This window comes from Alkalihalobacillus bogoriensis ATCC BAA-922, from assembly GCF_000621445.1.
Taxonomy (GTDB): Bacteria; Bacillota; Bacilli; order Bacillales; family Bacillaceae_F; genus Bacillus_AO; species Bacillus_AO bogoriense.
The window spans coordinates 89,066-113,643 of the sequence record NZ_KK211280.1 but is presented as its reverse complement, the minus strand read 5'-3'; the positions used below and the strand labels follow the sequence as shown (position 1 = coordinate 113,643).

Annotated in this window: 24 protein-coding genes; 12 read left to right on the top strand and 12 right to left on the bottom strand. The window is 36.7% G+C overall.

Annotation, left to right across the window (positions count from 1 at the left end; genetic code table 11):
- Nucleotides 1-506: 506 nt before the first annotated feature.
- A complete protein-coding gene (locus T323_RS0123485) occupies nucleotides 507-1,262 on the bottom strand; it encodes a membrane lipoprotein lipid attachment site-containing protein (RefSeq protein ID WP_026675461.1) in 756 nt (251 codons plus the stop codon).
- Between the two features lie 200 nt (nucleotides 1,263-1,462).
- Between T323_RS0123485 and T323_RS0123480 the strand changes: the two genes are divergently transcribed.
- Nucleotides 1,463-3,565, top strand: a complete 2,103-nt coding sequence (locus T323_RS0123480; protein WP_026675460.1) for a methyl-accepting chemotaxis protein — start codon at nucleotides 1,463-1,465, stop codon at nucleotides 3,563-3,565.
- 49 nt (nucleotides 3,566-3,614) lie between these two features.
- On the opposite strand, the gene T323_RS0123475 is transcribed toward T323_RS0123480, so the two are convergent.
- Nucleotides 3,615-4,793: a KamA family radical SAM protein gene (locus tag T323_RS0123475; protein WP_026675459.1), complete on the bottom strand. Its 1,179-nt coding sequence runs from the start codon at nucleotides 4,791-4,793 to the stop codon at nucleotides 3,615-3,617.
- Between the two features lie 242 nt (nucleotides 4,794-5,035).
- Between T323_RS0123475 and T323_RS0123470 the strand changes: the two genes are divergently transcribed.
- Nucleotides 5,036-5,890 carry a MurR/RpiR family transcriptional regulator gene (locus tag T323_RS0123470; RefSeq protein WP_026675458.1) on the top strand — a complete coding sequence of 285 codons (855 nt, stop codon included), beginning with the start codon at nucleotides 5,036-5,038 and terminating at the stop codon, nucleotides 5,888-5,890.
- A 291-nt stretch (nucleotides 5,891-6,181) separates the two neighbouring features.
- Here T323_RS0123470 and T323_RS0123465 read toward each other — a convergent pair whose 3' ends face one another.
- The 4 genes from T323_RS0123465 to T323_RS0123450 all read right to left on the bottom strand — a co-directional run bounded on the left by T323_RS0123465 (nucleotide 6,182) and on the right by T323_RS0123450 (nucleotide 11,771).
- Nucleotides 6,182-8,128: a TRAP transporter permease gene (locus tag T323_RS0123465; RefSeq protein WP_026675457.1), complete on the bottom strand. Its 1,947-nt coding sequence runs from the start codon at nucleotides 8,126-8,128 to the stop codon at nucleotides 6,182-6,184.
- Between the two features lie 185 nt (nucleotides 8,129-8,313).
- Entirely contained in the window at nucleotides 8,314-9,270 is a 957-nt protein-coding gene (locus tag T323_RS0123460) for a TAXI family TRAP transporter solute-binding subunit (RefSeq protein WP_026675456.1), read from the bottom strand.
- Between the two features lie 368 nt (nucleotides 9,271-9,638).
- Nucleotides 9,639-10,295 carry a GerMN domain-containing protein gene (locus tag T323_RS0123455; protein ID WP_026675455.1) on the bottom strand — a complete coding sequence of 219 codons (657 nt, stop codon included), beginning with the start codon at nucleotides 10,293-10,295 and terminating at the stop codon, nucleotides 9,639-9,641.
- 108 nt (nucleotides 10,296-10,403) lie between these two features.
- On the bottom strand, nucleotides 10,404-11,771 hold the full coding sequence (locus T323_RS0123450) for an MATE family efflux transporter (protein WP_026675454.1): 1,368 nt from the start codon (nucleotides 11,769-11,771) through the stop codon (nucleotides 10,404-10,406).
- 143 nt (nucleotides 11,772-11,914) lie between these two features.
- Here T323_RS0123450 and T323_RS0123445 point away from each other — a divergent pair, with 143 nt between their 5' ends.
- From T323_RS0123445 to T323_RS0123435, 3 genes are all read left to right on the top strand, one after another.
- Nucleotides 11,915-12,814, top strand: a complete 900-nt coding sequence (locus tag T323_RS0123445) for an AraC family transcriptional regulator (protein WP_026675453.1) — start codon at nucleotides 11,915-11,917, stop codon at nucleotides 12,812-12,814.
- Between the two features lie 53 nt (nucleotides 12,815-12,867).
- The gene (locus T323_RS0123440) at nucleotides 12,868-13,953 is read left to right on the top strand and encodes an AI-2E family transporter (protein WP_026675452.1); all 1,086 of its coding nucleotides are present in this window, start codon (nucleotides 12,868-12,870) and stop codon (nucleotides 13,951-13,953) included.
- A gap of 68 nt (nucleotides 13,954-14,021) precedes the next feature.
- Nucleotides 14,022-14,390 (top strand): rhodanese-like domain-containing protein, encoded by a 369-nt coding sequence (locus T323_RS0123435; protein ID WP_026675451.1) that lies wholly within the window; start codon nucleotides 14,022-14,024, stop codon nucleotides 14,388-14,390.
- Between the two features lie 311 nt (nucleotides 14,391-14,701).
- On the opposite strand, the gene T323_RS28595 is transcribed toward T323_RS0123435, so the two are convergent.
- Nucleotides 14,702-14,833: a DUF3941 domain-containing protein gene (locus T323_RS28595; protein WP_084309388.1), complete on the bottom strand. Its 132-nt coding sequence runs from the start codon at nucleotides 14,831-14,833 to the stop codon at nucleotides 14,702-14,704.
- 127 nt (nucleotides 14,834-14,960) lie between these two features.
- Between T323_RS28595 and T323_RS0123420 the strand changes: the two genes are divergently transcribed.
- The 4 genes from T323_RS0123420 to T323_RS0123405 all read left to right on the top strand — a co-directional run bounded on the left by T323_RS0123420 (nucleotide 14,961) and on the right by T323_RS0123405 (nucleotide 17,473).
- Nucleotides 14,961-15,224, top strand: a complete 264-nt coding sequence (locus T323_RS0123420; RefSeq protein WP_026675450.1) for a YbyB family protein — start codon at nucleotides 14,961-14,963, stop codon at nucleotides 15,222-15,224.
- 145 nt (nucleotides 15,225-15,369) lie between these two features.
- Nucleotides 15,370-16,134 carry an esterase gene (yjfP, locus tag T323_RS0123415; RefSeq protein WP_026675449.1) on the top strand — a complete coding sequence of 255 codons (765 nt, stop codon included), beginning with the start codon at nucleotides 15,370-15,372 and terminating at the stop codon, nucleotides 16,132-16,134.
- 23 nt (nucleotides 16,135-16,157) lie between these two features.
- Nucleotides 16,158-16,979: a YitT family protein gene (locus T323_RS0123410; RefSeq protein ID WP_026675448.1), complete on the top strand. Its 822-nt coding sequence runs from the start codon at nucleotides 16,158-16,160 to the stop codon at nucleotides 16,977-16,979.
- Nucleotides 16,980-16,996: 17 nt separating this feature from the next.
- Nucleotides 16,997-17,473 (top strand): BsuPI-related putative proteinase inhibitor, encoded by a 477-nt coding sequence (locus T323_RS0123405; RefSeq protein WP_026675447.1) that lies wholly within the window; start codon nucleotides 16,997-16,999, stop codon nucleotides 17,471-17,473.
- A gap of 117 nt (nucleotides 17,474-17,590) precedes the next feature.
- On the opposite strand, the gene T323_RS29045 is transcribed toward T323_RS0123405, so the two are convergent.
- From T323_RS29045 to T323_RS0123390, 3 genes are read right to left on the bottom strand one after another with little or no spacing between them, the layout of a single operon-like run.
- Nucleotides 17,591-17,764 carry a hypothetical protein gene (locus T323_RS29045; RefSeq protein ID WP_156942520.1) on the bottom strand — a complete coding sequence of 58 codons (174 nt, stop codon included), beginning with the start codon at nucleotides 17,762-17,764 and terminating at the stop codon, nucleotides 17,591-17,593.
- 22 nt (nucleotides 17,765-17,786) lie between these two features.
- On the bottom strand, nucleotides 17,787-20,792 hold the full coding sequence (locus T323_RS0123395; protein WP_026675446.1) for a DEAD/DEAH box helicase: 3,006 nt from the start codon (nucleotides 20,790-20,792) through the stop codon (nucleotides 17,787-17,789).
- Nucleotides 20,776-22,056 carry a hypothetical protein gene (locus T323_RS0123390; protein WP_026675445.1) on the bottom strand — a complete coding sequence of 427 codons (1,281 nt, stop codon included), beginning with the start codon at nucleotides 22,054-22,056 and terminating at the stop codon, nucleotides 20,776-20,778. Before T323_RS0123390 ends, T323_RS0123395 begins: the two co-directional genes overlap by 17 nt.
- Before the next feature lie 165 nt (nucleotides 22,057-22,221).
- On the opposite strand from T323_RS0123390, the gene T323_RS0123385 reads away from it, so the two are divergent.
- A complete protein-coding gene (locus tag T323_RS0123385; protein WP_035179803.1) occupies nucleotides 22,222-22,527 on the top strand; it encodes a hypothetical protein in 306 nt (101 codons plus the stop codon).
- An 81-nt stretch (nucleotides 22,528-22,608) separates the two neighbouring features.
- Here T323_RS0123385 and T323_RS0123380 read toward each other — a convergent pair whose 3' ends face one another.
- Nucleotides 22,609-22,917 carry an AzlD domain-containing protein gene (locus T323_RS0123380; protein WP_026675443.1) on the bottom strand — a complete coding sequence of 103 codons (309 nt, stop codon included), beginning with the start codon at nucleotides 22,915-22,917 and terminating at the stop codon, nucleotides 22,609-22,611.
- Nucleotides 22,917-23,621 (bottom strand): AzlC family ABC transporter permease, encoded by a 705-nt coding sequence (locus T323_RS0123375; protein ID WP_026675442.1) that lies wholly within the window; start codon nucleotides 23,619-23,621, stop codon nucleotides 22,917-22,919. The genes T323_RS0123380 and T323_RS0123375 overlap by 1 nt, the downstream gene beginning before the upstream one ends.
- An 83-nt stretch (nucleotides 23,622-23,704) precedes the next feature.
- On the opposite strand from T323_RS0123375, the gene T323_RS0123370 reads away from it, so the two are divergent.
- Entirely contained in the window at nucleotides 23,705-24,262 is a 558-nt protein-coding gene (locus T323_RS0123370; protein WP_026675441.1) for a helix-turn-helix domain-containing protein, read from the top strand.
- 40 nt (nucleotides 24,263-24,302) lie between these two features.
- Nucleotides 24,303-24,554, top strand: coding sequence for a DUF6154 family protein (locus T323_RS0123365; RefSeq protein ID WP_026675440.1), 252 nt, complete (start codon nucleotides 24,303-24,305; stop codon nucleotides 24,552-24,554).
- The last annotated feature ends 24 nt before the right edge of the window (nucleotides 24,555-24,578 follow it).

Genomic DNA, 24,578 nt, shown 5'->3' with positions numbered 1-24,578 from the left:
TTCATAAAGGCGATGAAGGACAAAACAAGGAGAAAACGAAGCGAAAGTGTCCTTCATACAAATGAGATGCATCCCCTAGATAGAAGTGTCTAAAAGAGGGCTTCTATCAGCTTATTTGTTTAGTGGGTCATGAAAAGGAAAAGATACCTTTTGAAATGGTATGAGTTTTTGGTTAATGGATGGTGGCAATCCGATGATACCACCAATGTTTTTCTGTGAAGCTTGTGGAGGAGAAATGTATCCTGAGTTTTATAAAGGGGTACATGGAGTAGAGTACAGGCTTTCAGATTTGCAGGAAACAAAAAAGGACTAAGTGAGTGGGTTTCCTCGCTCAGTTTATCTTAAAACTTTTGGTCGAACAGTGAAGCTTTGAAAGCTTATTCAAGAAGAGCGAAGGGTGCGTACCTGCCCGTTTCACCCCAAGAAGAGCACTTGGGGTTCACTGTCAAAAGCGGGCAGGGCTCCGCACTTCGCTTGAAACGAAAAGACGCTCCGCGTTTTTCTTATTATTCTACTTCAAGTTCAAACGGAAACTCCCAGATGATTTCTTCAATGCGATGGCGTGAAAGTTTAATAGTAAAAGGGTCAGGAATCGGTTGAGCAAATTGAAATTGCACCGACATATGATTGTTATCATCGCTAACATGTGTCAGGGAGGATAGTGGGTAAAGCTCTTCCCCGTCTTTAATTAAAGTCATTTTTAGCCCATTAACAGGATGGATATCTTCCAAAACAATCGATAATTTATCCTTGTCCACTTCAAATTTATGAATCGTTAACCCATTATTATGAATTGGTTCATGTGCTTGGTCAAAGCTAATTGATTCAAAAATAATGTCACGCTGATAAATTGGCTTTGTAAAGAAACTAACAGGAAGAATCGATGTTTCCTCAATGATTTCAGGAGTAAAAAACTGTTTAAAATAAACAATTCCTTCTGGTAAAGGATCTCCTTCAAAATCGACGGTCATCCGCTCATTCGTTAACGTTTCATAAGCATTGCCTTCATAATCTGTAATTGTCCGTTGTAATGTAAATGTGTAGTTGTCTTCTGTGATAGGAGTAGAACCAAGTTGTTCAATAGAAAAATAAACAGAGAAGCCAGACTCCCCATCTTGCTCTTCAGGGATCATTTGTAGATAAGAGACTCGGATGTCTTCGTTTTCCATCATATGAATATCTATATCTTCCTTCTCTTGTGAAACAGTAGAACAGCCTGCTAATAAAAAGAGAATGATTGCAAAATAAATAAATTTGTTCATGTCTCACCTCTAGGTAGATGCTATAGTGTATTCTATGATTTTATCGTACTGTCAAAGTTTCGTAAACATAAATAACAAAAGAAACAATTGCCACATTTTAACGTGTGATAAAAATCACTTTCTTATTTAAAGTTTTATAATAAAATCGAAACAAAGGACTTTAGTAATAGTCTGATTATATCATAAAAGGAGAGAAAGAAATGATATTTAAGCCAGTCGTTTCAATATTAAACAAGTTGAGTTATGCAAAAAAGTTTGCTCTTATCTTTTTGGTTGTTTTTATTCCTATTGTCATATTATCAATCATAACAACTACTAACTTACAAGCAGAGTTAGCGTTCACAAAAAAAGAAAAAGAGGGGTTAATGCTACTAGAAGCTGTTTATCCTCTTATTCAGTCAACTCAACAACATCGTGGTTTAACTGTTACTTATTTATCAGGTGATAAAACCGTAGAGAATCAAGTAATAACGAAACAACAAGAAGTGAATGAGCATATCCAAACCGTTGGCTATTTACTAGGAGAAGCTAAACATGATTACACGACTAAAGAATCGTGGAAAAATATTATGGAAGACTGGAATCATATAGAATCCGATGTGTTCAATTATACGGTTAGTGAATCGATTCAAAGTCATAATGAATTGATTGCTTTAATGATAGAGGAAATTGGATTGATTGCAGATGAATCCAACTTACGTTTAGATTCGGATTTAGAAAATAACTATAGTATCTTTTTACTTGTCCAAAACTTGCCACAAATTACGGAATTTATGGGAACGGCTCGTGCTGTAGGTTCGAGAGTTATCACAAATAAAGAAATGACGCATGAAGAAGAAATTCAACTCGTCTATTTAACGAGATTGTTAGATACTTATCTTTCTGATACGACAAAAAGCTATGATGCCATCTTCACATATAATCCACAACTACAAGCACAATTAAGTGTTGCGAGTGAACAAGCAATAGCAAAAGCATTGCAGATCACAAATATAATCGACAGAGAAATTATTGAAACAGAAACGATTACGATTTCGCAACAAGAATACTTTCAATTAACGACAGAAACGATTAACAGTGTTTTTGACTTAATTTTGTTACAAGAAAATGTATTAGCAGCATCATTAGACCAAAAAATTACTAGTTTAGTCATGATCCGTAACATAACATTATCGATTGTATTGTTTGTTTCTATTTTTATGATTTATTTATTCATTGGATTCTATCGATCTGTTCAAGAAAATGTACAAAAAATCGAAGAAATAACTGGAAAGATTGCGAATTTCGACTTGCGAGAAGAAGTATCATTGACTTCAAATGATGAAATGCAAAAGATAGCGATCTCAATCAATAAAATGTTACATTCGTTCCGTCATATTGTCGTCAATAGTCAATCATTGTCCCAAGAAGTAGGAGCGTCTTCCCAACAACTAGTAGCAACGATAGAAGAAGCAACAGAAGCAACAGGACAAATCTCTTCATCAGTTGAGGAAGTTGCATCTGTAGTTGAACAACAACTAAAAAGTTCCAATGAAAATGTTGATTCGACGGTTGATGTCGATAAAGGAATTGTAGCGATTACATCGAGAGCAAATAAAGTATCAGATTCGTCAAAGTATGCAAATGAGCAAGCTGAATTAGGCGAAAAAAATATCCAAAAAGCAATTCAACAAATGAAAACGATTGATGAAGCAGTCGTTCAAACAACAACAATAATTAAAGATTTAGGAGAACGATCAAATCATATCGGTACAATGATTCATGCGATAACAGGCATTGCGGACCAAACCAATTTACTTGCTTTAAATGCAGCCATTGAAGCTGCAAGGGCAGGAGAACATGGAAAGGGGTTTGCTGTTGTTGCTAGTGAAGTGAGAACATTAGCAGAACAGTCTTCACATGCAGCAAAGCAAATTCAAGTGTTGCTTTCAGCAATAAAAAATGATACTGCACAAACAATGGAAGCGATGGAACACGTGAATCAAGAGGCAAAAGAAGGAGTAGAAATAGCTGTAAATACAGAAAAAACCTTTTTAACGATTTTAGAAGCAACAAAACAAGTAGGAAAAGAAATTAGTGAAGTTACCGGAGTGTCCTCTAGTATAATGGATAAAATGAAGAAATTGCGAGTGTCGATTGAAGATACCGCGACGAAAACAAAAGTAACGGAAGGAAATACTCAAACGGTTGCAGCGTCGACCGAACAACAGCTTGCTTCTATGCAAGAAATTACGTCTTCAGCAAATGAACTTAGTGCCCGTGCTGAACAACTTCAAAACTTAGTGGAACAATATAAAGTATAGAAAAAAAGGGGTGTCACAACGACAATCGACCTTGTGACACCCCTACACTTTAGTTTCTTACTAATGCTTTTTTTCCTTGTGGTACATCAGGAAGTTCATTTACAGAAACAACTTCTTCTGTCCGTTTTTTAGGCTTATCCCAATATTGTTCATTGCCTGGTAAATCATCGAACCAAGCAGCATCATCAGGGCAATCCAATACCATAAACTTACCATAATTACCATCACGAGACTGATGATATTTTAAATAGGCTTTTCCGTCTTCAATCGCTAAAATTTCAATTTTTCCTGATGTGTGACTCATTGAAAGTCTGACGCGTTTCCCAAGGCCAGATGTTTTCGCTTTTGCTTGTTCTACAATCTCGTACGCTTCTTTTAATGAAAGGACAAAGTCGCGATTCCCAGCAACTGGTCGATTAATAAAGAAATAATATGGTGTTACACCAGCCCACGATAATTTATCGAGTAGTGAACCAAGTACTTCAGGGTCATCATTAATGCCCCGTAATACAGGCGTTTGGTTGACGACAATCGCACCAGCATCATGAAGCGCTTTAAAGCCTCTTTTTGCTTCTTCGGTAATTTCTACTGGGTGATTAATGTGTGCCATAATATAAATGCGATTATCAGGTGTAGAATATTCACGAATTAATGAGAGTAACTCTTCATCTTCATAAATTCTCATTGGATTAAATACCGGTAGTTTTGATCCGATTCGAATAATCTTAACATGGTCAATCGAACGTAATCTTTCAATAATATAACGTAATTTCTTTGTTGCTAGAATAAGAGGGTCTCCACCAGTTAATAACACATTGTTAATTTCAGGTGTATTAGCGATATAGTCTAATCCAGGATCGACATCAGACATCGCTTCTTTTACATCGTTCCGGAACAATCTTTTTCTAAAACAGTATCGACAGTAAGCTCCGCAAACTTCAGAACAGATTAATAGAGCTGTCGTCGAATACTTGTGTTGACAGCCAGGTACAGCGTAGTTCGTGTCCTCATCGGAAGCATCCCAGCGCCCATATTCCTCTAGTTCACCTTCGTTAGGGATAACGAGTTTACGTATAGGATCGTTCGGATTATTCCAATCAATTAAACTTAAATAATACTCATTGACACGAAAAACAAACTTGTCCGTAATTGCTTTTAATTTCTTTCTTTGGTCCTCAGGTATATAGTCTAGCTTGTCAATGTTCATAATGTACTTAGGTTGTGCCATCGTATTGCCCTCCTTCGTTTTTCTATGATTTGACAAAATCATTATATCAAGAATAGTAAAATGCCGTCAAAAAAGAAAGAAATCCTTCCATTTATAGAAAAATGAAGTGTATATTTCATATTTTACTATAATATTTGAGTTTGTTTTTCATGAAGAAGAGGAAAGTTAAGTGTTCTGTCATGGTATAGATCTCCTATTTGTTGTAGTATAAAGAGAAGAGGTGACAGGAGGGAGGGAGACGGATGCTAGAAAGTGAAGTATATCAACGTATGATTGCAAAGCAATCAAAGATGAGCAAATCACAAAAAAAGATCGCAAATTATTTAACTAGCCACCCAGAAACGGCCCCTTTTTTAACCGCTTCAAAGCTAGCGAAATATTCGGGAGTAGGAGAAGCGACTGTCGTTCGGTTTGCTGTTTTTTTACAATATAGTGGATACCCAGATTTTCAAAGGCATCTTCAGGAAGCGCTTCAACGAAAATGGACGTCAGCTGAAGTGTTTGCTAGGACAACAGATGAAAATGATAACCCAGAAAGTGCGTTAAAAGAAGTGTTATCTGATGATATTCAAAACTTAAAATCTACCATTTCTCAAATGGATGAATCTGTTTTTCAGCAAACAGTGCAAGACATAATAAACGCTAAAAGAGTTTATATTATTGCTTATCGAAGTGCGGCAAGCTTAGGAATGTTTCTGCAATTTTATCTTGACTTAGTATTACAAAATACAGAGTTAGTACAACAAGCAGATGGGGTATCAGAGCATTTGCTTGATATATCAGATGAAGACGTTGTGATTGGCTTTGGATTTGCAAGATATACAAAAAGAACAGTGGAAGTTTTAAAATACGTGAAAACAAGGGGAGCAAAGACGATTGTCATTACAGACCATATGATGTCACCCCTTGTCCCATATGGAGACAACACCTTATTAGCATCAACTGAAATCAATTCTTTTATTGATTCATTCGCAGCTCCGTTTAGTATCGTAAGCGCAATCATAACGGCGGTGACGCGGTCTGAACATGAAAAGGTTGAAAAAAGATTAAAGCAACTTGAAGGGTTATGGGGTAATTTTGATGTGTTTCAGGAATAGGAGAGAGAGTTTTTGTGCTATCGGACATTTATTCCGTTATTCCTTCTAAAACATCCACTAAGACAGAGCCTATGGACATCTGTTCCGTCAATTCACTTTTTTTTTAGTGTTTTGACTAGAATCGAGTCAAGTAACGGAACGGGTGTCCGATAGGTTTTGAATTGACTTGATAATCGATGGAATAGCGGAACCGATGTCCGATAAAAAAATAAAAAGGCCAAATCATCGATTTGGCCTTTTGGCTGTTGAGAAAGTCTCCACAGTTTTTCTGAGGCTTTGAAAACTTATTCTTTATGCATTTGCTTGTGTTCCTTCATTCTTTTTACTTCTCACATATTGAAGGACAGTAATTAAAATTAATACTCCAAGTCCAGGTAGTGAAACACGAAGGTCACCAGGATAAATAAGCAATAATCCTGAAACGAATAAAAGAATTCGCTCGTAAATTTTTGGTGATGTAATAAAGTAGTTCATCATAGCTGCACTAATCGCCATCATCCCAATTAAAGCTGTAATTAATGGCGGAATTAATGTCGCGAACGTCCAATCTTGCAAGACAAGGACAGGACTATAGACGAACGCATATGGAATAATAAAGGCGGCAATCGCCAGCTTTAAGGCGTTCACCCCTGACTTCATCGGATTCGCCCTCGCAATTCCTGCCCCTGCATACGCCGCTAAACATACTGGCGGTGTAATGTCAGCCACAATACCAAAGTAAAAGACGAACATATGAGCAGCCATAACCGGGATATCAAAGGCAATGAGTGCTGGTGCTGCCATCGAAGCTGTCACAACATAGTTAGCCGTTGTTGGAAGTCCCATCCCAAGTAAAATACAAGCGATCATTGTAAAGAATAAGAGAAGGAATAAGTTTCCATTTGCTAATTGCAAAATTCCTCCGGCAATTTTTCCACCAAGTCCTGTAATAACAACAATACCAACAATAATACCTGCACTAGCACAAGCGGCAATAACAGGGAGAGCGACACGTGCCCCTTGTTCAAGCGCATCTAAAACGCCAAGTACAGACATTCTTGTGTCTTTGCGGAATAGTGAAATGAAAAAGGCGGCAAAAATCCCCCAAAGTGCTGCGGTTGTTGCTGTATATCCGGCTAGTAATAAACCGATAATCGCAAAGAGTGGCAAGAGTAAATCAATTCGTTTCATTAAACCAGTAAATGTCGGAAGTTGATCTTTTGTTAAACCAAGAATGCCACGTTTTTTCGCTTCAAAATGAGTCCCCATAAACACACCAGAAAAATAAAGAAGCGCCGGTATAATCGCAATAATAATAATGTCACTATATGGTGTACCTGTATATTCGGCCATAATAAATGCAGCAGCACCCATGATTGGTGGCATAATTTGACCACCAGTAGATGCGGAAGCTTCAGCTGCTGCAGCAAACTCTGGCTTAAAGCCAGCTCGTTTCATCATGGGAATCGTAAATGACCCTGAACCGACCGTGTTTGCAACTGAACTTCCGGTTACCATCCCTTGTAGAGCACTAGCAGTTACCGCTGCTTTTGCGGTTCCACCAGTCATTCTTCCTGTGGCCCCAAAAGCAAGGTCATTAAAAAATTGTCCAATACCCGTTTTTACTAACATGACACCAAAGAATAAAAATAAGTATATAAATGTTGATGAGATTTGAATTGGAATCCCAAACACAGCTTCAGATGTAAAAAACATACTTGTAAATAACCGCTCTGGACTAAACCCAGCATGACCGAAAATCGGGATGCCACGTCCCCACATTCCGTAGGCAAGAGCTAGGCCAGCGATAATGACGATAGGTAAACCTACCGCTCGTCTCGTCGCCTCAAGTAATAATAATACACCTGTAATCGCGACAAATACATCTAAATCTGTATAACCACGAATAATTGCTTCGGATACTAAGCGTTGATAATTATAAACAATATAAAAACACGAACCCATTGCTAAGAAAGCAAGTATAACATCATACCATGGTACCCCAGCTTTTTTTAAATTGGACCGCTTGGCTGGATATAAAATAAAAATTAACCCTAATGCACTTCCTAAATGAATCGCACCTTGAACTAATGAAACATAAGGACCTCGAAAAGCCGTATATAACTGGAAAATAGTCAAGGATATGGCTAGGATTGTTACGACCCAAGCCCATTTTTTTAAATTCATACGGTATGCTGATTCTCGGTCATATTTAGCTAACAATTCTTGAGCATTTGAATCTTGTTGTTCTTTTGACATGAGGTTCACCACCTTAAAATAATAGTACCCTGACGAAAAGAGGGGATATGGATAAAGGACCTTTCTCATCATAAACAAAGTAGAGTATAAATTACAACTAGTCACCTTAATAATCCTCTTTTTTCGTCAGCGATATCTTAAGCGAAAAAAAAGACCGGACAGTTTGCCCGGTCCTTTATTGATGGTTAGTTTAGAATTCCAATTTCTCTAAAGTACTTTTCAGCACCAGGGTGCATTGGTAAACCATCTGAACCATTTAATACATTTTCGATTGTTAAGTGTGTTCCTTGTTGGTGAGAAATGCCACCAGCATTTTCATAAAGAGATTTTACAATGTCATCCCCTAAGTCTTCATTGATCTCATCTGTAGACCCAACAAGAACAGCATATGCTGTTACTGTCATGACAGGTGCATCTAAGAAGTCATAGGAATCAGCTGGGATTTCATAACCAGCATATCCGCTGTTTGCTTCGATGTAGTCTAGTGCTTCACCTTCGATCGGTAAAATGACGACATCACGTTGCGTGGAAATATCAATGATGTTACCTGCTGGAAGACCTAATAGACCAAATGAAGCATCAAGCTGTCCATCTTGTAAGCGACCTGCAGCATCTCCAAAGCCTTCTTCTAGTGCTTCATAGTCACCATCTTGAATTCCGTATGCTTCTAAAATTAGCTTGGCAGCAGATTGTGTTCCACTTCCTGGTGGTCCAATCGCTACTTTCTTTCCTGCTAAATCTGCAATCGATGTAATTCCAGTTCCTTCTGTCGTTACAACTTGCATTACCTCAGGATAAATATGACCCATAAAGCCGAAATTCTCAATTGCACCATCTGCAAACTCACCTTCACCGTTTGCAGCATCAAGAGCTGGTAAATGAACTGTCATACCTAGTTGAAATTCGCCACGGCCAATTTTCGCAAGGTTTTCAACAGATGCACCAGAAGCAACAGCACTAACGTTAAAGCCTTCAACGTCAACATTGTCATTCATAACTGTCGCCATTTCTTGTCCTAATGGATAATACGTACCCCCAGTACTTCCGGTACCCATTTGCAATTCTGTAGCGTCACCACCGCCACATGCTGCGAGCGTTGCTGTAGCAAGAATTGAAACGAATAAAAACTTAAGTTTCTTCATTAAGTTGTGTCCCCCTTATTATGTATTTTTTTGATGAACATTTGATGAACAAAGATTCACCTAGTCCAATTTTATAGAAGAAGAGCTTGTTTTGTCAAAGAATAACGACATGAATATGGGAAAATCTATAAAAATAGGAAATTAGATATAAAATCATGAATGGCTATAAAAAGATAATACGCCTTAAACATACCTGTTTGTTAGTATGCCGACAATTTCCTTTTTTACACTTCAAGTTGCGGATATTTATTCTGCTATTTTATGAAAAAACGGAGCAAATGTCTGTAAGAACGGGATTACAGTTCTCTAACGATTCATGTTGTGGAAAAGAAAAAAGCTGTCATTCGACAGCTTTATGTGAAAATATATTATTCATCCCATTGTTGATACGTTTCAATCGAATCAACTTGAATCGGTGTATCTGTACTAACGTGACCAAATAGTGAAGGGGAAATTTCACCGTCAACAAGGATTTGCGTTTGATTGTATCCAAACTGTTCCATGATAAGTGCAATTTGGTCTAGTAACATTGCTTCTGTACCTGATCCTAGATTCGCATTTAATAGTTCTTTTGAAAATGAAACATGAGGAATGTTATTTTCTATTGTAACCGATTGAACAGATACATTGTCAGGTAGTAAAGAGACGAGTCCCTCTTCTTTTGGACCTTCAATCCATGCCTCAAAAGTCTTTATATATAATTCGCTTTGTGTAGCTTCTACTGTAACAGGAATGCGGTACATATCCATGACATCTTGATCAGAAAAGACAAGCCATACAGAATGAGAAGAAACTGTTTCTTCAACGACCTCTTGTTCATCTGTTTCAGTAGTGTTTTCATTTGGCTCTTCTTCTATTAACTCGTCCTCTTCTACTGGTTCGTTTTCAATGATGTCTCCGTTTTGTTCTGTATCAATTCCATTTGTCGTTTCATTTGAGTCGATAGGGTCTTCGTCTTGACCACAAGCGGCAACAAAGAACAGGGAAAGCATTGTAATAAGCAAAAGTTGTAATATGCGTTTCATATAATTCCTCCTAGTGTGTAAGTAAAATTAAAAAGGGGAAGCCCCCTTTTTTATATGTCCTGTTTAAAATTGTACAGCAAATCTCTTAAATTTCAACCAACGATCCAATCATGCAGTTTGTCGGTCTTTTTTTGAAACAAACGCCATGTTTTGCCACTTTTTCCCTTTCCAACGAAGGAGCATAATTACACCACGTAACCACTCATCGGCGATAAATGCAATCCAAACCCCAATTAATCCTAATCCAAAGTGGATACCGAGGATATAAGAAAGAGGAACGGCGACACCCCACATCGATAAAATCCCCATATACACTGGGAATCTCACATCACCAGCTGCTCGAAGCGAGTTAATAACAACCAGGTTAAAAGCACGGCCTGGTTCTAAAATAATTGTTAATAAGATGAGTATACTTCCGAGCGCAATAATGTCTGAATTGCTCGTGAAAATGCCAAGCAAATCTTCTCGAAATAAAGAAAAGACACCGGCCATGACTAATGAGATCAAAATCGCGATATTTAAACTTTTAATACAACGTTGATAAGCTTCTTTTATTTTTCCAGCGCCTACTTGGTGTCCTATCAAGATTTGGGTACTTTGGCTAACTGCAATGGAAAATAAACTAATAAACATCATTAAATTTTGAGCATACACTTTTGTAGTTAACGCTTCTGTTCCTAACATCGCGATAAAAAATGTAATCATCAGCTGGGACGAGTTGTATGAAATATGCTCACCAGCAGAAGGAACACCAATTTTTAATAAATCGCCAAGCTGTTTTTTCGGATATTTGCGTAAAAAGGAAAAAGGTAAATCTCCATTTACTCGTTTATACAAAATAACCATAAGAATTATAAGACCAATTCCACGACTGACTGTTGTTGATATTGCAACACCTGTCACTCCTAATACGGGGAATCCAAATGGACCGAATAATACGAGATAGTTCCCGATAACATTCAAGACATTCATCCCAATCGTGACATACATCGCATCCTTTGTGAAACCGTGGCTTTTAATGATGGCCCCAGCTGTCATTAATAACGCTTGAACGAAGGAGAAACCACCGACAATAATTAAATAAATCATGGCAGGTTCCATTAGTTCAGCTGGAATATTCATCAATTTTAAAATAGGAGAACTAAATAAAGCAATTCCGATACTTAATAAAAGCGCAAAAGCAAAGTTAGCAACAAGAGAAACAACAGCAATACGCCCTGCTTCTTGTTCTTGTCTAGCCCCAATATATTGAGCAATGAGCACACTCGTTCCAACTGCAATAAATCCAAACATAACGACGATGAGTGAGAGCACTTGGTTTGCGACACCAACAGCGGCTACCCCTTCATCTGAATATTGACTGAGCATCAATGTATCGGCACTCCCCATAAGCATATGAAGGAAAATCTCAATGAATATTGGCCATGTTAAGGCAAAGAGAGTTAGTTTTTTTGTGTTGTTTGTTTCTTTAGGCATGGTAACCCTCCTGATTTCATAAAAAATAAAGTGATAACAAAAGTAATATAAGTATACTTTGAACGTGGTACAATAGATAGATAAAAACACGATTCACCTTTAACAAATCCGACTTTTTTATTTCCAATTTTGGAGTGAGAAAAATGAGTATATTATCGTTCAGTTGTCCCCCTTATCCGACGTTTATTAAAGCAGGAGAAGCATTGTTTAAAAAAGGAGATAAACATTTTTATCGTTCTGGATTTTCTGTTTTTGATTTAATCGTAGTGAAAACAGGGTGTTTACATATTCAAGAAGAGGGGATTAGTTATAACATAATGCCTAACGAGTATTTGATTTTATCACCAGGCTTAGAGCATTCTGGTACATATCCTTGTACAGAAGATACGGTGTATGATTGGGTCCATTTTTCACTACCAGAGGGGTATGTCGTAAAAGAACAAGAGGAAATTGATTGGTCGAAAATAGTAAAGCGAGAAGGGACATATACTCGTCCAGCTTTATTTGAATTTCAAATTCCTAAATATGCACCTTTGCGCAATGGAGAAACTTTACTGCGAGAGTTGTCACAGTTAATTGCATTAGGAGATGAAAAAGATCCAGCCAATCAACTAAAGGAGCAAATGGTTTTTAGTGAATGCATGAGATTGCTACAACTGGAAGCTATTACAATTCCGACTAGTGCTGAACAAGTGACAAATCAGCTTGTTTCTTTTATCCATGCTCATTATCAAGAGCCAATCAAAATTAATGATATTGCAAAAGAGCTGTTGTTTCATCCTGATTATGTGACAAGATGCATGCAAAAAACAATGGGAATCACACCGATTCAATATGTAAATCAGTATCGGCTTCTTCAAGCCAAACGGCTATTAGCGAGTACAAATAAAAAAATTAATTCGATCGGAAAAGAAGTTGGTATTTCTGACGGAACGTATTTTTCGAGGTTATTTAAGCAATATGAAGGAATTTCACCTACAGAATACCGACGTGTCGTTTCAAAAGAAGAACGAAAAAGTAAAACCATTTCAAACGAGAAATAAAAAAACATGTTATAATTGGGAAAAAATTGCTTAAATTGCAAAGGGGTGGGAGAGTGCCTCAAGGTAAATATTTTCGAATAGGATATGCTTTAATTATCATTTTGTTGATTATTTACTTATCGACGTTAGTTGATTTTATTTTTCGACCGATTGCGGTTCTTATTCAAACGCTGTTTGCACCTATTATTTTAGCTGGTGTTTTATACTATTTATTTCGACCGTTTGTAAATTTATTAGCAAAAAAAATGCCACGCTCGCTCGCGATTCTTCTTTTATATATTATTGTGGCGGCCGTCTTAACATTTTTGTTTTTATTAGTCGGTCCAGAATTGCAAAAGCAGCTGAATAGCTTTATGAAAAACATTCCACACTTAATGAATGAAATTCGTACTTTAATAAATAATTTACAACAAAATGAATACTTAGCACGATTTCAATTAAATGAAAATTTTTCTTTTGAACAAATTAGTTCTGAGTTAACGACTACAATTAATAATGTGTTATCGACGATTGGAACAAATTTAGCATCCTTTATTGGATTTATTACTAATGCAGTTCTCATTGTCATTATTATCCCATTTGTCCTTTTTTATATGTTAAAAGAAGGAGAAAAAGCGCCGGCACAATTTTTAAGGCTGCTTCCGAAAAAGCAACAAGAAGATGCTAGACGCATTTTAGGCGATATGGATAAAGCGCTAAGTTCTTACATACAAGGTCAAATTATCGTAAGTTTTTGTGTGGGGGTTCTAGCTTATATTGCTTTTTTAATTATTAAGTTAGATTATCCATTAGTGCTTGCGTTAGTGGCGATGTTTACGAATGTTATCCCGTTTATTGGACCTTGGATAGGCACGATTCCTGCGGTTGTCGTCGGGTTAATTCACTCACCGTTTATGGCGTTATTAGTTATTCTTGTGATTATTGTCATCCAACAAATTGAAAGCAACTTAATCTCACCTCAAGTCATGGGACGAAAGCTTGCGATTCATCCATTAACGATCATTCTCCTCATATTAGCAGCGGGGCGATTTGCAGGCCTACTCGGGTTAATATTAGCTGTCCCAACGTATGCGGTGTTAAAAGTCATCGTTAGTCATATTTATCGGTTATGGAAATTGAGAAAACTACAGTCTGATTGATAAACTTGCATTCGTAGTGGGGTTTTCGGTAAAGTGGGGTATATAATGAATAGATAGGTGGGGTATTGATGGCTGAAGAAAGAGATGGTATTCCTCAAATTGAGGCATCCGAATTAGAACAATTACTAAAAACAAAAGACGACAATACGGTTATTGTCGATGTAAGGGAAGTAGAAGAATATGTGGAAGGGCATATCCCTAACATTCCGTTAGTTCCAATGAGTTCAATCCCGATGGTTATTGATGAGTTTGATAAAAGTAAAGAGTATGTGTTTGTTTGTCGAAGCGGTGGCCGTAGCCAAAATGTCTCGTTATATTTTAAAGACCAGGGCTTTGAAAAAGTGATTAATTTCTCTGGTGGCATGTTATCATGGCACGGTGAAACAAATGAAGGAATGGAAAATGTCGTGAAAGACATTAAAGATTTATATAAATAGTAAAAAAAGAGTTCAATTCGTGGGTGAATTGAACTCTTTTTTTAAAGGGGGAATTGGAGAGAAGATGAATTTTATCGCGTTTATGAAGGACAAAAGCGGGTGGAAAAGTGGAGAAAGTGTCCTTCATCGCGGTTACGAAGGACAAAACAAGAGCGAAAACGAGTAGAAGTGTCCAATAGAAGGGCGCTATTGGACAAAACAAGGCCAAACCGAAGAGAAGTGTCTAATTGAAAAGCCAATCTAAGAAAAAACACATTGGTTAACCCCAATGCGTTTTTTTAAAATGCAATAGTATAATGAATGAACTTCTTTTATAAATGGTCGGTTTTCTTTGAGTATTGGTGTTTACCAAGCTCGGCGTTTTTTTCGCGTAGACGGTTTCTTTGTTGGTTTTTGGCATTATTATCTTTTTTCTTTTTATCATCATCTTTTGTGACAGACATAAAAAAACCTCCTTTTTATTGAAGCTACTCTTAGAATGTGCTTCTTCACAGAAATCATACGATGGAATGTTTACAACTAATGAAGAAGGGTATTGATATACTAACACATTCATAGGAGGAGATAGAAATGAATGGAAAAAATATTGTGATTAGTTCAATCAGTGTTGCTGTTGTCGGAGTCACGAGTATTTTATTTTTAGATAAAAAAAGCCGTAGTAAAATGAAAAGAATAAGTGGACAAGCTATAAGTAAATTAAAACGAAACAAAGAAACGGAACCCATCCGAAAAGAAATTGCAGATCCGAATGATGAAAAACAAGCAAAGATGGTCAGTGAGGGCTCTTTATATGCAATTCAACGATATAATGAGCAACAACAAAAGACGTCATAATAAAGAAAGCACTGAGAGGGCAAAATCTTTTCAGTGCTTTTCCCGTTAGCAAAGAAAGCCTAAATTAGTCCTTTTACATTAGCGTCTTCGTCAAAAAAAATGTTATAATTTTCTAGAATTCAGAATGAGACGAAGGTGGATGGATATGATAACAATTAAACAAGAACATGTAGCATCGATTCCGGTTTTACATATTGCCCAGGAACAGCAACAGCTAGCCCCGTTACCGCTCGTTTTTTTTATTCATGGTTATACAAGTGCGAAGGAACATAATCTTCATTATGCCTATCTACTTGCAGAAAAAGGATATCGGGTAATTTTACCTGATGTAATTTATCATGGAGAACGTGAAGGGTCTATTGATTATAAGACAAGAGAATTGAAATTTTGGGAAATGGTTGTTCAATCTATTAAAGAAATTGGTGTTTTAAAAGAAGAATTCGAGAGGAAATCACTTATATTAGATGGATTAGTTGGAATGGCTGGGACATCAATGGGAGGTATTATTACATACGGAGCTTTAGCAAAATATCCATGGATCAAAGCGGCAGCTTCCTTAATGGGAACCCCTTATTATCAACACTTTGCCAATGAACAAATTAAAGCATTATCTAAGCAAGGAATTCGACTGAATGAGCAAGAAATTCAAATGCAAATTAACGCATTAGCCGAATATGACTTGTCTGTACAAATGGATTCACTTAAACAACGTCCATTATTTATTTGGCATGGTGAAGAAGATAATGTAGTGCCATATCCATATTCAAAGAAATTTTATGATCAAGTTCAAGCATTGTATCAAACGAAACGAGAAAATTTAGCATTTATGTCAGAAAAGTCGGTTGACCATAAAGTTTCACGTTCGGGAATTCAATCCACAGTTGAATGGTTTGATAAAAAATTAGTGTAGAAATTCCAAGGACGAGGTGGAAGATGGAAATTTTAAAAAAGTTAGTTGTCATTATCGTTGGGGCCATATTGCTAGCTGTGGCTTTAAATATTTTTTTAATCCCAGCGAATGTGTTTGCGAGTGGTTTTACTGGGGTGGCACAACTACTAGCAACCGTGTTACCGATATCAACTGGGGTCTTGTTGTTTTTATTAAATATCCCTGTCGCTATTTTAGGATGGATGAAAATAGGGAAAGCATTTACGGTGTATAGCTTTGTTAGTGTTGTGCTTACGATGTTTTTTTTAGAAATTATCCCAATTATTGAAATCTCTCAGGATATATTGCTAAATGCTGTTTTTGGGGGTGTCATCGTTGCTGTTGGAGCTGGTATTACATTGAAATACGGTGCTTCTACAGGAGGATTGGATATTATTGCACTCATTCTTTCCCGGATGAGTGACAGGCCTCTAGGCATTTATTTCTTTGTTCTTAATGCCATAATTGTCATTACATCAGGGCTTTTATTTGATTGGGAAAAAGCATTATATACACTTGTTACACTATATGTCACATCAAGAATTATTGATGCGATTCATACAAGACATGTCAAACTAACGGCCATGATAGTTACGACAAAGCCTGAAGAACTGAGAGAAGCCATTCATGAAAAAATAACCCGAGGCATTACGCGGCTTCCTGCAAAGGGTGGCTACTCACAAGTTGATAAAGAAATGTTACTAACAGTCATTACAAGGTATGAACTTTATGATTTAAAACAAGTGATTCAATCAGTTGATCCACAGGCGTTTACGAATATTGTAGAAACAGCAGGCGTATTCGGATTATTTCGGAAGGAACAGTAAAGGAAGAAGGGATAATAATGAAAAAATGGGTGTTTTGGTTTCTAGTTGTTTTCATGGTAGCCGGTTGTGGGACAAATGAAAGTGTGAATGGAGGGGAAACAAACGTGGAAGAACAAATGTGGAAGATGTTAGCTTTAACTTTAGAGGTCGAGGAAAAAGAAAATGCTCTTTCGTTTTTATTTCAAGTAACAAACAAAGGGGAAGAGGATGTATCGATATTATTCCCATCTGGGCAACAATTTGAAATTACAGTAAAAAATGAAAATCAAGATGTAGTATATCGATATTCTGAAGGGAAAATGTTTACGATGGCATTGATTACAAGTGAACTGGCCCCAAGTGAGACGTTAACTTTTAGTGATACGTGGAATTATAAAATGCTACAACCTGGTGTTTATCATATTGTTGCCTCCCTTGATGCGATCGAAGTGAATGGTGAACAAGTAAATAAAGGTGAAATAAAAGTAGAAAAAACAGTAGAAATTCAAAAGTAACATGAGCTTTAATACGAAAATTGTTGAAGAAAAAACTGTGTCACTTTTAAATGAAAGATAAAAGGGAAGCCTCCACAGTGCAAAAACACGAAGAGGCTTCCCTTAAGCATGCCTAGCCTAGGCTTCTTTATCATCATTTTCTTTCCATTGAGATTTGCCAGCTTGTTCAATTGCTTTTAAAAAGGAGACCCACTTCTCGTCTAGGCCATCTTTATTTTTCACTGTTCTTTCCGTATGCGCAGGGAGTGTCCCTCGCATTTTCCAAAATGACTGTAAATTATGTTCCTGCATGTCAATCCCCCAAAACTTTAGGTTACAATCGTAATTCAAGCAATTCTTTTAACTCATCAACCGATAACTCTGAGAGTTGCTTTTCTCCAACTGTTAATACTTCTTCCGCTAGTTTTTCTTTTCGCTGTAACATGGCGTCGATTCGCTCTTCTAATGTTCCTTTTGTGATAAATTTATACACAGTTACATTTTCGGTTTGACCGATTCGGTAAGCACGGTCGGTTGCCTGCTTTTCTACTGCTGGATTCCACCAACGATCATAATGAATAACATGAGTGGCGGCGGTTAAATTCAAACCGACTCCACCTGCTTTTAAAGATAAAATAAACACTTTAATCTTTTCGTTTTCTTTGAACTGACTAATCATTTGCTCCCGTTTTGTACGCTGTAATCCTCCATGAAGAAACGGGACATCATATTTTAACTGTCTTGAAAGTGCTTGTTGAATTAAATCGCCCATCTCTTTAAATTGGGTAAAGATTAATAGTTTTTCATCCCGATCAATAATTTGTTCAACAAGAGTCATAAGCAAATCCCATTTTTCTGACCGATTATCAAGCGACTCTTTTTCTTTTAAATATTGAGCAGGGTGATTACAAATTTGTTTCAATTTTGTAAGACTACTTAAAATTAAGGCGCGTTTTTCGATTTCTGTTCGAGTATCAATTGAAGAAAACAAATCATTAATAATTGCTTGGTACAAACTCGCTTGTTCAATTGTTAATCCAACTTGATAAGTTTGTTCACTTTTTTCAGGAAGTTGCAATTTCAATGACTCATCTGACTTTTTCCGTCTTAGTATAAATGGGGATATTAGTTGTTGTAGCTGTTCAAGCCGTTCTTTGTTCCCATCTATTGCTTCAATTTCTTTGCTGAACGTTTGGGTGAACTGTTTGAACGAGCCAAGATACCCGTGATTTAATAAATCAATAATCGACCATAATTCTTTCAAACGATTTTCAATGGGTGTCCCTGTTAAAGCAAGGCGGTGAAAAGCTGTTAATTTCTTAATCGCTTTACGTTGTTTAGTTTCAATATTTTTTATATGTTGGGCTTCATCTAAAATTAATCCGTTCCACTTGAACTGTAAAAACATATCTTGGTCACGGAATGCTAGGGCATAAGATGTTATAATCACATCGATTGAAGAAAGACTTGATGTAAATTCATCTTCTGCCAAGCGGCTTGCTCCGTGATGAATGTAAATGGATAACAGTGGTGCAAACTTCTTTAACTCTTCATGCCAATTCCCAATGAGAGAAGTGGGACAAATGAGTAGAAAAGGAGCTTTATCAAGATGTTTACTTTGTTCAATGACAGATAGAATATAGGCAATGGTCTGAATGGATTTTCCTAATCCCATATCATCGGCTAAACAAGCGCCGAACCCTACTTTTCTCATTTGTAATAACCATGACATTCCTTGTTGTTGGTATGGGCGTAATGTCCCGCAAAGTGATGTTGGGGTATTATGGATAGGCACATTTTTATTATAAACTTCCTGTAATAGTTGTTGAAACTGTTCATTCCATTTTATATCGTAATGAAAATCGTCGTCCTCTTGCGTAATATCAAGTGCTTGTAGGGCAGAATAAGAGCTTTTCTGTTGTTTTTCTAATTGAGCTTTTAACTTTTTTGCTTGTTGAGGGTCCCAAAACATCCATTTTCCTTTTACATGGATAAGAGAATGTTGTTCATCTACTAGTTTTAAAAAGTCTTCTTCACTAATGACATTCCCCCCAATTGACACTTCATAATTAAATTGAGCTAGGTTTTCCCAATTCATAATGGGATCAGGTGTTTGTTGAAAGGGTTTGTCATCTTGATCCATTTCAATTTGAACAGATAATGATTGCTGTGTCCGATTTTTCCACCATTGTGGCACAGCAATGGCAAACCCGAGCGTTACCATTTGTTCATATTGTTCAGTTAGAAAATAATAGATTTCTTCTTTTGTTACATCGATTGATGGATTTGTTGAAGACAAATTTTCGAGAAACGGGATTTTCCGTTGAGCCATTGCAATTTTTTCCTTAAGTGTTGGGATTGGATTTGTCCGCCATGGATGATTTCCTATTTGCAAATCTTGCATTGTCACAACATGATTCGGATTATTCCGGTCTTGGACAAATAAGGAAACTGTCCATCTTCCATTTTCATTAACGGGTTCTTCAACCGCAATGCCAATTTTAAATGGAGTAACAGAAACAGCGCCGATTTGTTCAAGCCATTCATTTTCCTGAATATATTCTTCGACTTTCGTTGCTTTTGTTTCGAGTGCTTGCAAATGAGTTCGCACAACAGTTGGTTTTTCAGATTGTAACGCTTGAAAGGCCGAGTTGACATTTGAGTCAACTTGTATAGTATGACGGATCAGAACATCTGTTATCGATTGAACAATGGGTTCTAGTTCAATTGCATAGTCATGAACTTCTTGTTTTTGTTGTAATGTATATAAGCTTGGATGTGATAATGCGACCGATGAAAGGGGGATACATGCCTCCCATGTCGATAAATCAAAATCTGATAATTGCCATTTGCCTGTAACAGAAGGCAAGAACTGTCCGGCTATAATTTCATCTCCAATTTCTTCTAATAACCGGATCCAAAAAAGTAAGTCATCATCAATAATCCATTCTGTTCTGTTCTTCCATGATAATAATGTAGGAAGGTGCTGACCTATACGGTTTACATCGATTTTTACACCTTCAATTGGAAATCGAAAAGACGTATCTTCATTGTTGGCTTGATATACCGTTGCTTCTCCGGCTTGTGAGTGAAATTGTCTCTGAAAGATAGGGACATGGATCATCGCCTTATCCACTTCAATAAACGTTCCATAATAGGATGTTGGATCATTTTGAAACAATTGTAATTTTAATTCAAATGGAGAATATAAAAACGGATATTGAAAATTGATAAAGTCTTGATATTTTTTATGTTGTTTTTGTTCTCCCCATACAAACAAATGATTATCGATCCAACCACCATGAAGGATGATTTTGTTTGGATTATAATGATAAGTCAATGGTTTTCATCTCCTGTATTAAAGCTCGATATGTTTTATATAGCTGTTTCAGTTGACGAATATACTCATAAAATTGGTCGTTTTCTCCAATGGTGTTATATATGCTTTGAAGTTGCTTCATATAAACGACGGCTTCTTCGTAATGTTGTCTCGTTTTCCGTTCCACTAACCGAACAATAAACTGATGATAAATCGGAATAGCCGCCTTCGGGTTACGGGTTTGAATCATAATAAGTAACTGTTTTTTTTCCTCACTTAGTTGTAGCGGTGATTTCTCGAACATGAGAAAATACTCAACAGTTTCATCAACTCTTTCTTCAAGTAACAAAAGTTGCAATAATAGTCTCTCTGTTGCTGGGTTATGAAGTTGTTGCTTTAAAGAGTTCAATAATGAAGGTAATCTTTGGTTATTTGAACCTAAACCGTATTGTTGTTTCAATCGTTTATATTTTTGAAAACTCGGTTGTTGAAGCCATTTTTCCCAAATTATATCGGAAACATCTTCTCTCTCGCTATTTGTATGAACAAGGGATTCAGTATAAATGTCTTCGAGTTTGCCAAGTTTTTCATGCTTCCAAAAAGGCTTAAAATAATCAAACCAAAGACGGAGCATTTCCCATTCCTTCGTATGTTTTAAAAGTAAAAAATGATCATAAATGTCATGTGGTCGTAACATTTGTTTATATGGACGTAATAAAGAGAGCGATTGAGACCCATCTCCAATATAAAGAGCGACAAGACTTGTAAGTAGGGATAAAGAAAAATGAGATGGCCACTTTTCTTGTGATTTATTTAATTCGTTTAAATAATTCGTCAGTTGCTCATTTGATGTCATCGTCAATAACCATAGCCGTATCACCTTATCCCAAGGGGATGATGGGAGATGAAGGTTATCAATATAATGATATAGGAGTTCGTTTGAAATATATTGATGTTCTTCTTTGTTAAGTTGACGTCCTTTTTCAATAAGGTCTTGTTTTCGTAGCTCCAATAGTCCATGGAAAAACTGTGAGAATCTTCGTTCAAACGAAGAGTATGTTGAAAACTTTTTGGCTAATGATAAAACACCATTAATGAAAATGATGGTTGCATCAATCGATTGGGTTGTTAGCTCTAATCTGTCAATGACGACAGAAGCAGATTGCGCGATTTCAAACTGGTGTCGATCCGTTAAATAGTTTGAAGTTGTCATCTCTCGGTATACAGATACAATCGCTGTTTCCATAGTATGATATTGGTCATCTGTTAAAGAAAAAACGTTCATTTGTTGCCACCACCGTTTATTGTCATCCTTTTATTGTAACCCCCGTAACGAAAGAAGAAAAGTCTAAGGCGGTGAAAAAAGGAAAGTTTACAAAATGAGGCAGGATTTTTACGGAAAAAAAAGAAAAGGAAAAGAAAGTCGTAAATGAAAAGGTGGTGAATCGAAATGTTGATAATAAGCAAGAGGGTTCATATTGAGCAGTTTCTCACTTCTTTTTCAGAGTTTGCGAGCTTTGATTCGCAAGGACACAAATATTATTTCGTATTTCATGACCGTGAAAGAGGAGGACAGTTAACACTAATGAATACAAATGGTAACTGGTCTATTCATGGAAAAGGGGATAAGTATTCGGATATAGCAGAGACGTTTTTGGCAGTAGAAGAAGTATTGCCACTCCTTTGGAAGCATCGTGCTGCCGTTAATCATGCCATTAAAGAAATAAGGACAAAGGACCAACAACAGTCTGGATAACAGAGAAAGGTGACTCATGAAGTGAAAACTTTTTGAGTCACCTTTCCGTTAGCCATCGCCTGTTGTGTTATGTAAAAGGCATTATAAAAAAAAGGAAGAATACATAAATAATACAAATATCGAACTGATGACAACGATGATTAAATTTGCACCAAGATAAGCAATCACGATAGCTGTTATAGCACCAATAATCCCAAACCAAATCGATTCATGAATAAATAGTACCCCAGGAAAAATAAGGGCACCAAGTGCCGCATAAGGAACATTTCGTAACACGGCTTGAACAAAAGGGGGAATTTTTTCAGTATCAAGTAAAATAAGAGGAAGTAATCTAGGTATGTAAGTTACAATCGCCATTCCGATAATGACATACAATAAAGGTAATTCCATTATGTTCTCCCCTTTCTTTCGATAAGTTCAATAGCGATAGATGACCCAACTGTAGCACATATGATAGACCAGCCTGTTGGCAGGAATAATGAAAAAATTGAATTTAATAGAGCTGCTAAGATCGCGAGAGACACAACTTTGCGATGCTTTTTTAAGGAAGGCATTAATAATGCAATAAACATTGCATAAAGAGCAATCGCCATACTTTGTTGGAGGGAGTCTGGTAATATCGCTCCAACGTAATAGCCAATGGCAGTATTAATTACCCAGCTTGAATATGCGATGAGGGCAACACCAAAAAGAAAAGCGGCTTTCATTTTCCCTTCTTGTGTGGTCGTAACGGCAAAAACTTCATCCGTAATCCCAAAGGCTAGTCCTGCTTTTTTTATTGGGTGGGTATCCACTAGCTTTTCGCTTACAGATGCACTCATAAGCAGGTGGCGGATGTTGACAATAAACGTGGTGAAAATGATTTCAAATGCACCAGTGCCGATTGCAATTAAATTTAACGCCATATATTGAGCTGCGCCAGCATAAACAAATACACTCATCGCAAATGTTTCGATAAACGAGAGTCCAGTACTTTTAGCAAGTAGACCAAATGTAATGGCAGCAGGTGTATAACCAATCGCAATTCCGACTCCTGCCATTAACCCTTTATAAACGGCTGAATTCGGGCGTTTTTGAACGGTTGCAGTGTTCATTTTATCTTTCCTTTCTTCTAATGTGTAAAATATGATATACTAATTGTATGTGATAACATACAAATCGGCAAGGAGAATTTTATATGGAATCTGTAAATTTAAATGACAGGATTGGAACACGTTTAAAAAAGATTCGTATGAGTAGAAAGTTAAGCTTAGACAAACTTGCTCAAATAACAGACGTGAGCAAACCAATGTTAGGGCAAATTGAAAGAGGAGAATCGAATCCGACTGTAAGTACATTATGGAAAATTGCAAATGGATTACAAGTACCTTTTACGACTTTTATTGAAGAAGAAAAACCACAAGTTAAAGTTGTGAATCGAGATACAATTAAGCCATTGCCTGATGAAAGTGGTCAGTTTTTAGTGAGACCGATTTTTCCAAAAGAAATCGGGAAGCCTGTTGAATGTTTTTCAATAACATTAAAACAACATTGTCATTACTGTTCAGAGGCTCATCCTGAAGGTGTTGAGGAATATATTTTTGTTGAAAAAGGGAACATGTCACTTACTGTGGCCACACAAGAGTTTGTCTTACATCAAGGTGAAGCGATTCAATTTGCGGCTCATTATGAACATGAATACAAAAACATTGGAGGAGACGATTGTATTTTAGTGATGATGATTTTCTATCGATAAAACTGTGTGGAAATGTATATGCTAATACCGAGGTGAAGGTATGAAATTTGTAGAAGATCTATTTAAGATGTATGCCAAAGACATTAATAGTGATGAGGATGCGCTTCTCCTTGTGTCTGATATTGTAGAAAATACAGAACGAAAAGAATTGGAAAAGTATATTAAAGACATGTCAGATGATGAAGTGATGGAGATGGTCATGTTATACATGTATGAAAGATTGCGATTGCTGTTGCATGAAAATCGGTATAAGGAAAGTAGTATCGATGAGACTCATCGGATTTTTCATTAAGCAGAGGATAAAAGAGAGAGTGAA

What these genes read in the sequence shown, in the direction of transcription:
- T323_RS0123435 (WP_026675451.1), top strand. Translation starts at nt 14,022, where the DNA reads ATGGCTGAAGAAAGAGATGGTATTCCTCAAATTGAGGCATCCGAATTA.
- T323_RS0123385 (WP_035179803.1), top strand. Translation starts at nt 22,222, where the DNA reads ATGTTGATAATAAGCAAGAGGGTTCATATTGAGCAGTTTCTCACTTCT.
- T323_RS0123445 (WP_026675453.1), top strand. Translation starts at nt 11,915, where the DNA reads ATGAGTATATTATCGTTCAGTTGTCCCCCTTATCCGACGTTTATTAAA.
- T323_RS0123450 (WP_026675454.1), bottom strand. Translation starts at nt 11,771, where the DNA reads ATGCCTAAAGAAACAAACAACACAAAAAAACTAACTCTCTTTGCCTTA.
- T323_RS0123365 (WP_026675440.1), top strand. Translation starts at nt 24,303, where the DNA reads ATGAAATTTGTAGAAGATCTATTTAAGATGTATGCCAAAGACATTAAT.
- T323_RS0123410 (WP_026675448.1), top strand. Translation starts at nt 16,158, where the DNA reads ATGGAAATTTTAAAAAAGTTAGTTGTCATTATCGTTGGGGCCATATTG.
- T323_RS0123475 (WP_026675459.1), bottom strand. Translation starts at nt 4,793, where the DNA reads ATGGCACAACCTAAGTACATTATGAACATTGACAAGCTAGACTATATA.
- T323_RS0123480 (WP_026675460.1), top strand. Translation starts at nt 1,463, where the DNA reads ATGATATTTAAGCCAGTCGTTTCAATATTAAACAAGTTGAGTTATGCA.
- T323_RS0123370 (WP_026675441.1), top strand. Translation starts at nt 23,705, where the DNA reads ATGGAATCTGTAAATTTAAATGACAGGATTGGAACACGTTTAAAAAAG.
- T323_RS0123420 (WP_026675450.1), top strand. Translation starts at nt 14,961, where the DNA reads ATGAATGGAAAAAATATTGTGATTAGTTCAATCAGTGTTGCTGTTGTC.
- T323_RS0123390 (WP_026675445.1), bottom strand. Translation starts at nt 22,056, where the DNA reads ATGAACGTTTTTTCTTTAACAGATGACCAATATCATACTATGGAAACA.
- T323_RS0123375 (WP_026675442.1), bottom strand. Translation starts at nt 23,621, where the DNA reads ATGAACACTGCAACCGTTCAAAAACGCCCGAATTCAGCCGTTTATAAA.
- T323_RS0123455 (WP_026675455.1), bottom strand. Translation starts at nt 10,295, where the DNA reads ATGAAACGCATATTACAACTTTTGCTTATTACAATGCTTTCCCTGTTC.
- T323_RS29045 (WP_156942520.1), bottom strand. Translation starts at nt 17,764, where the DNA reads ATGCAGGAACATAATTTACAGTCATTTTGGAAAATGCGAGGGACACTC.
- T323_RS0123465 (WP_026675457.1), bottom strand. Translation starts at nt 8,128, where the DNA reads ATGTCAAAAGAACAACAAGATTCAAATGCTCAAGAATTGTTAGCTAAA.
- T323_RS0123460 (WP_026675456.1), bottom strand. Translation starts at nt 9,270, where the DNA reads ATGAAGAAACTTAAGTTTTTATTCGTTTCAATTCTTGCTACAGCAACG.
- T323_RS28595 (WP_084309388.1), bottom strand. Translation starts at nt 14,833, where the DNA reads ATGTCTGTCACAAAAGATGATGATAAAAAGAAAAAAGATAATAATGCC.
- T323_RS0123405 (WP_026675447.1), top strand. Translation starts at nt 16,997, where the DNA reads ATGAAAAAATGGGTGTTTTGGTTTCTAGTTGTTTTCATGGTAGCCGGT.
- yjfP (WP_026675449.1), top strand. Translation starts at nt 15,370, where the DNA reads ATGATAACAATTAAACAAGAACATGTAGCATCGATTCCGGTTTTACAT.
- T323_RS0123380 (WP_026675443.1), bottom strand. Translation starts at nt 22,917, where the DNA reads ATGGAATTACCTTTATTGTATGTCATTATCGGAATGGCGATTGTAACT.
- T323_RS0123470 (WP_026675458.1), top strand. Translation starts at nt 5,036, where the DNA reads ATGCTAGAAAGTGAAGTATATCAACGTATGATTGCAAAGCAATCAAAG.
- T323_RS0123485 (WP_026675461.1), bottom strand. Translation starts at nt 1,262, where the DNA reads ATGAACAAATTTATTTATTTTGCAATCATTCTCTTTTTATTAGCAGGC.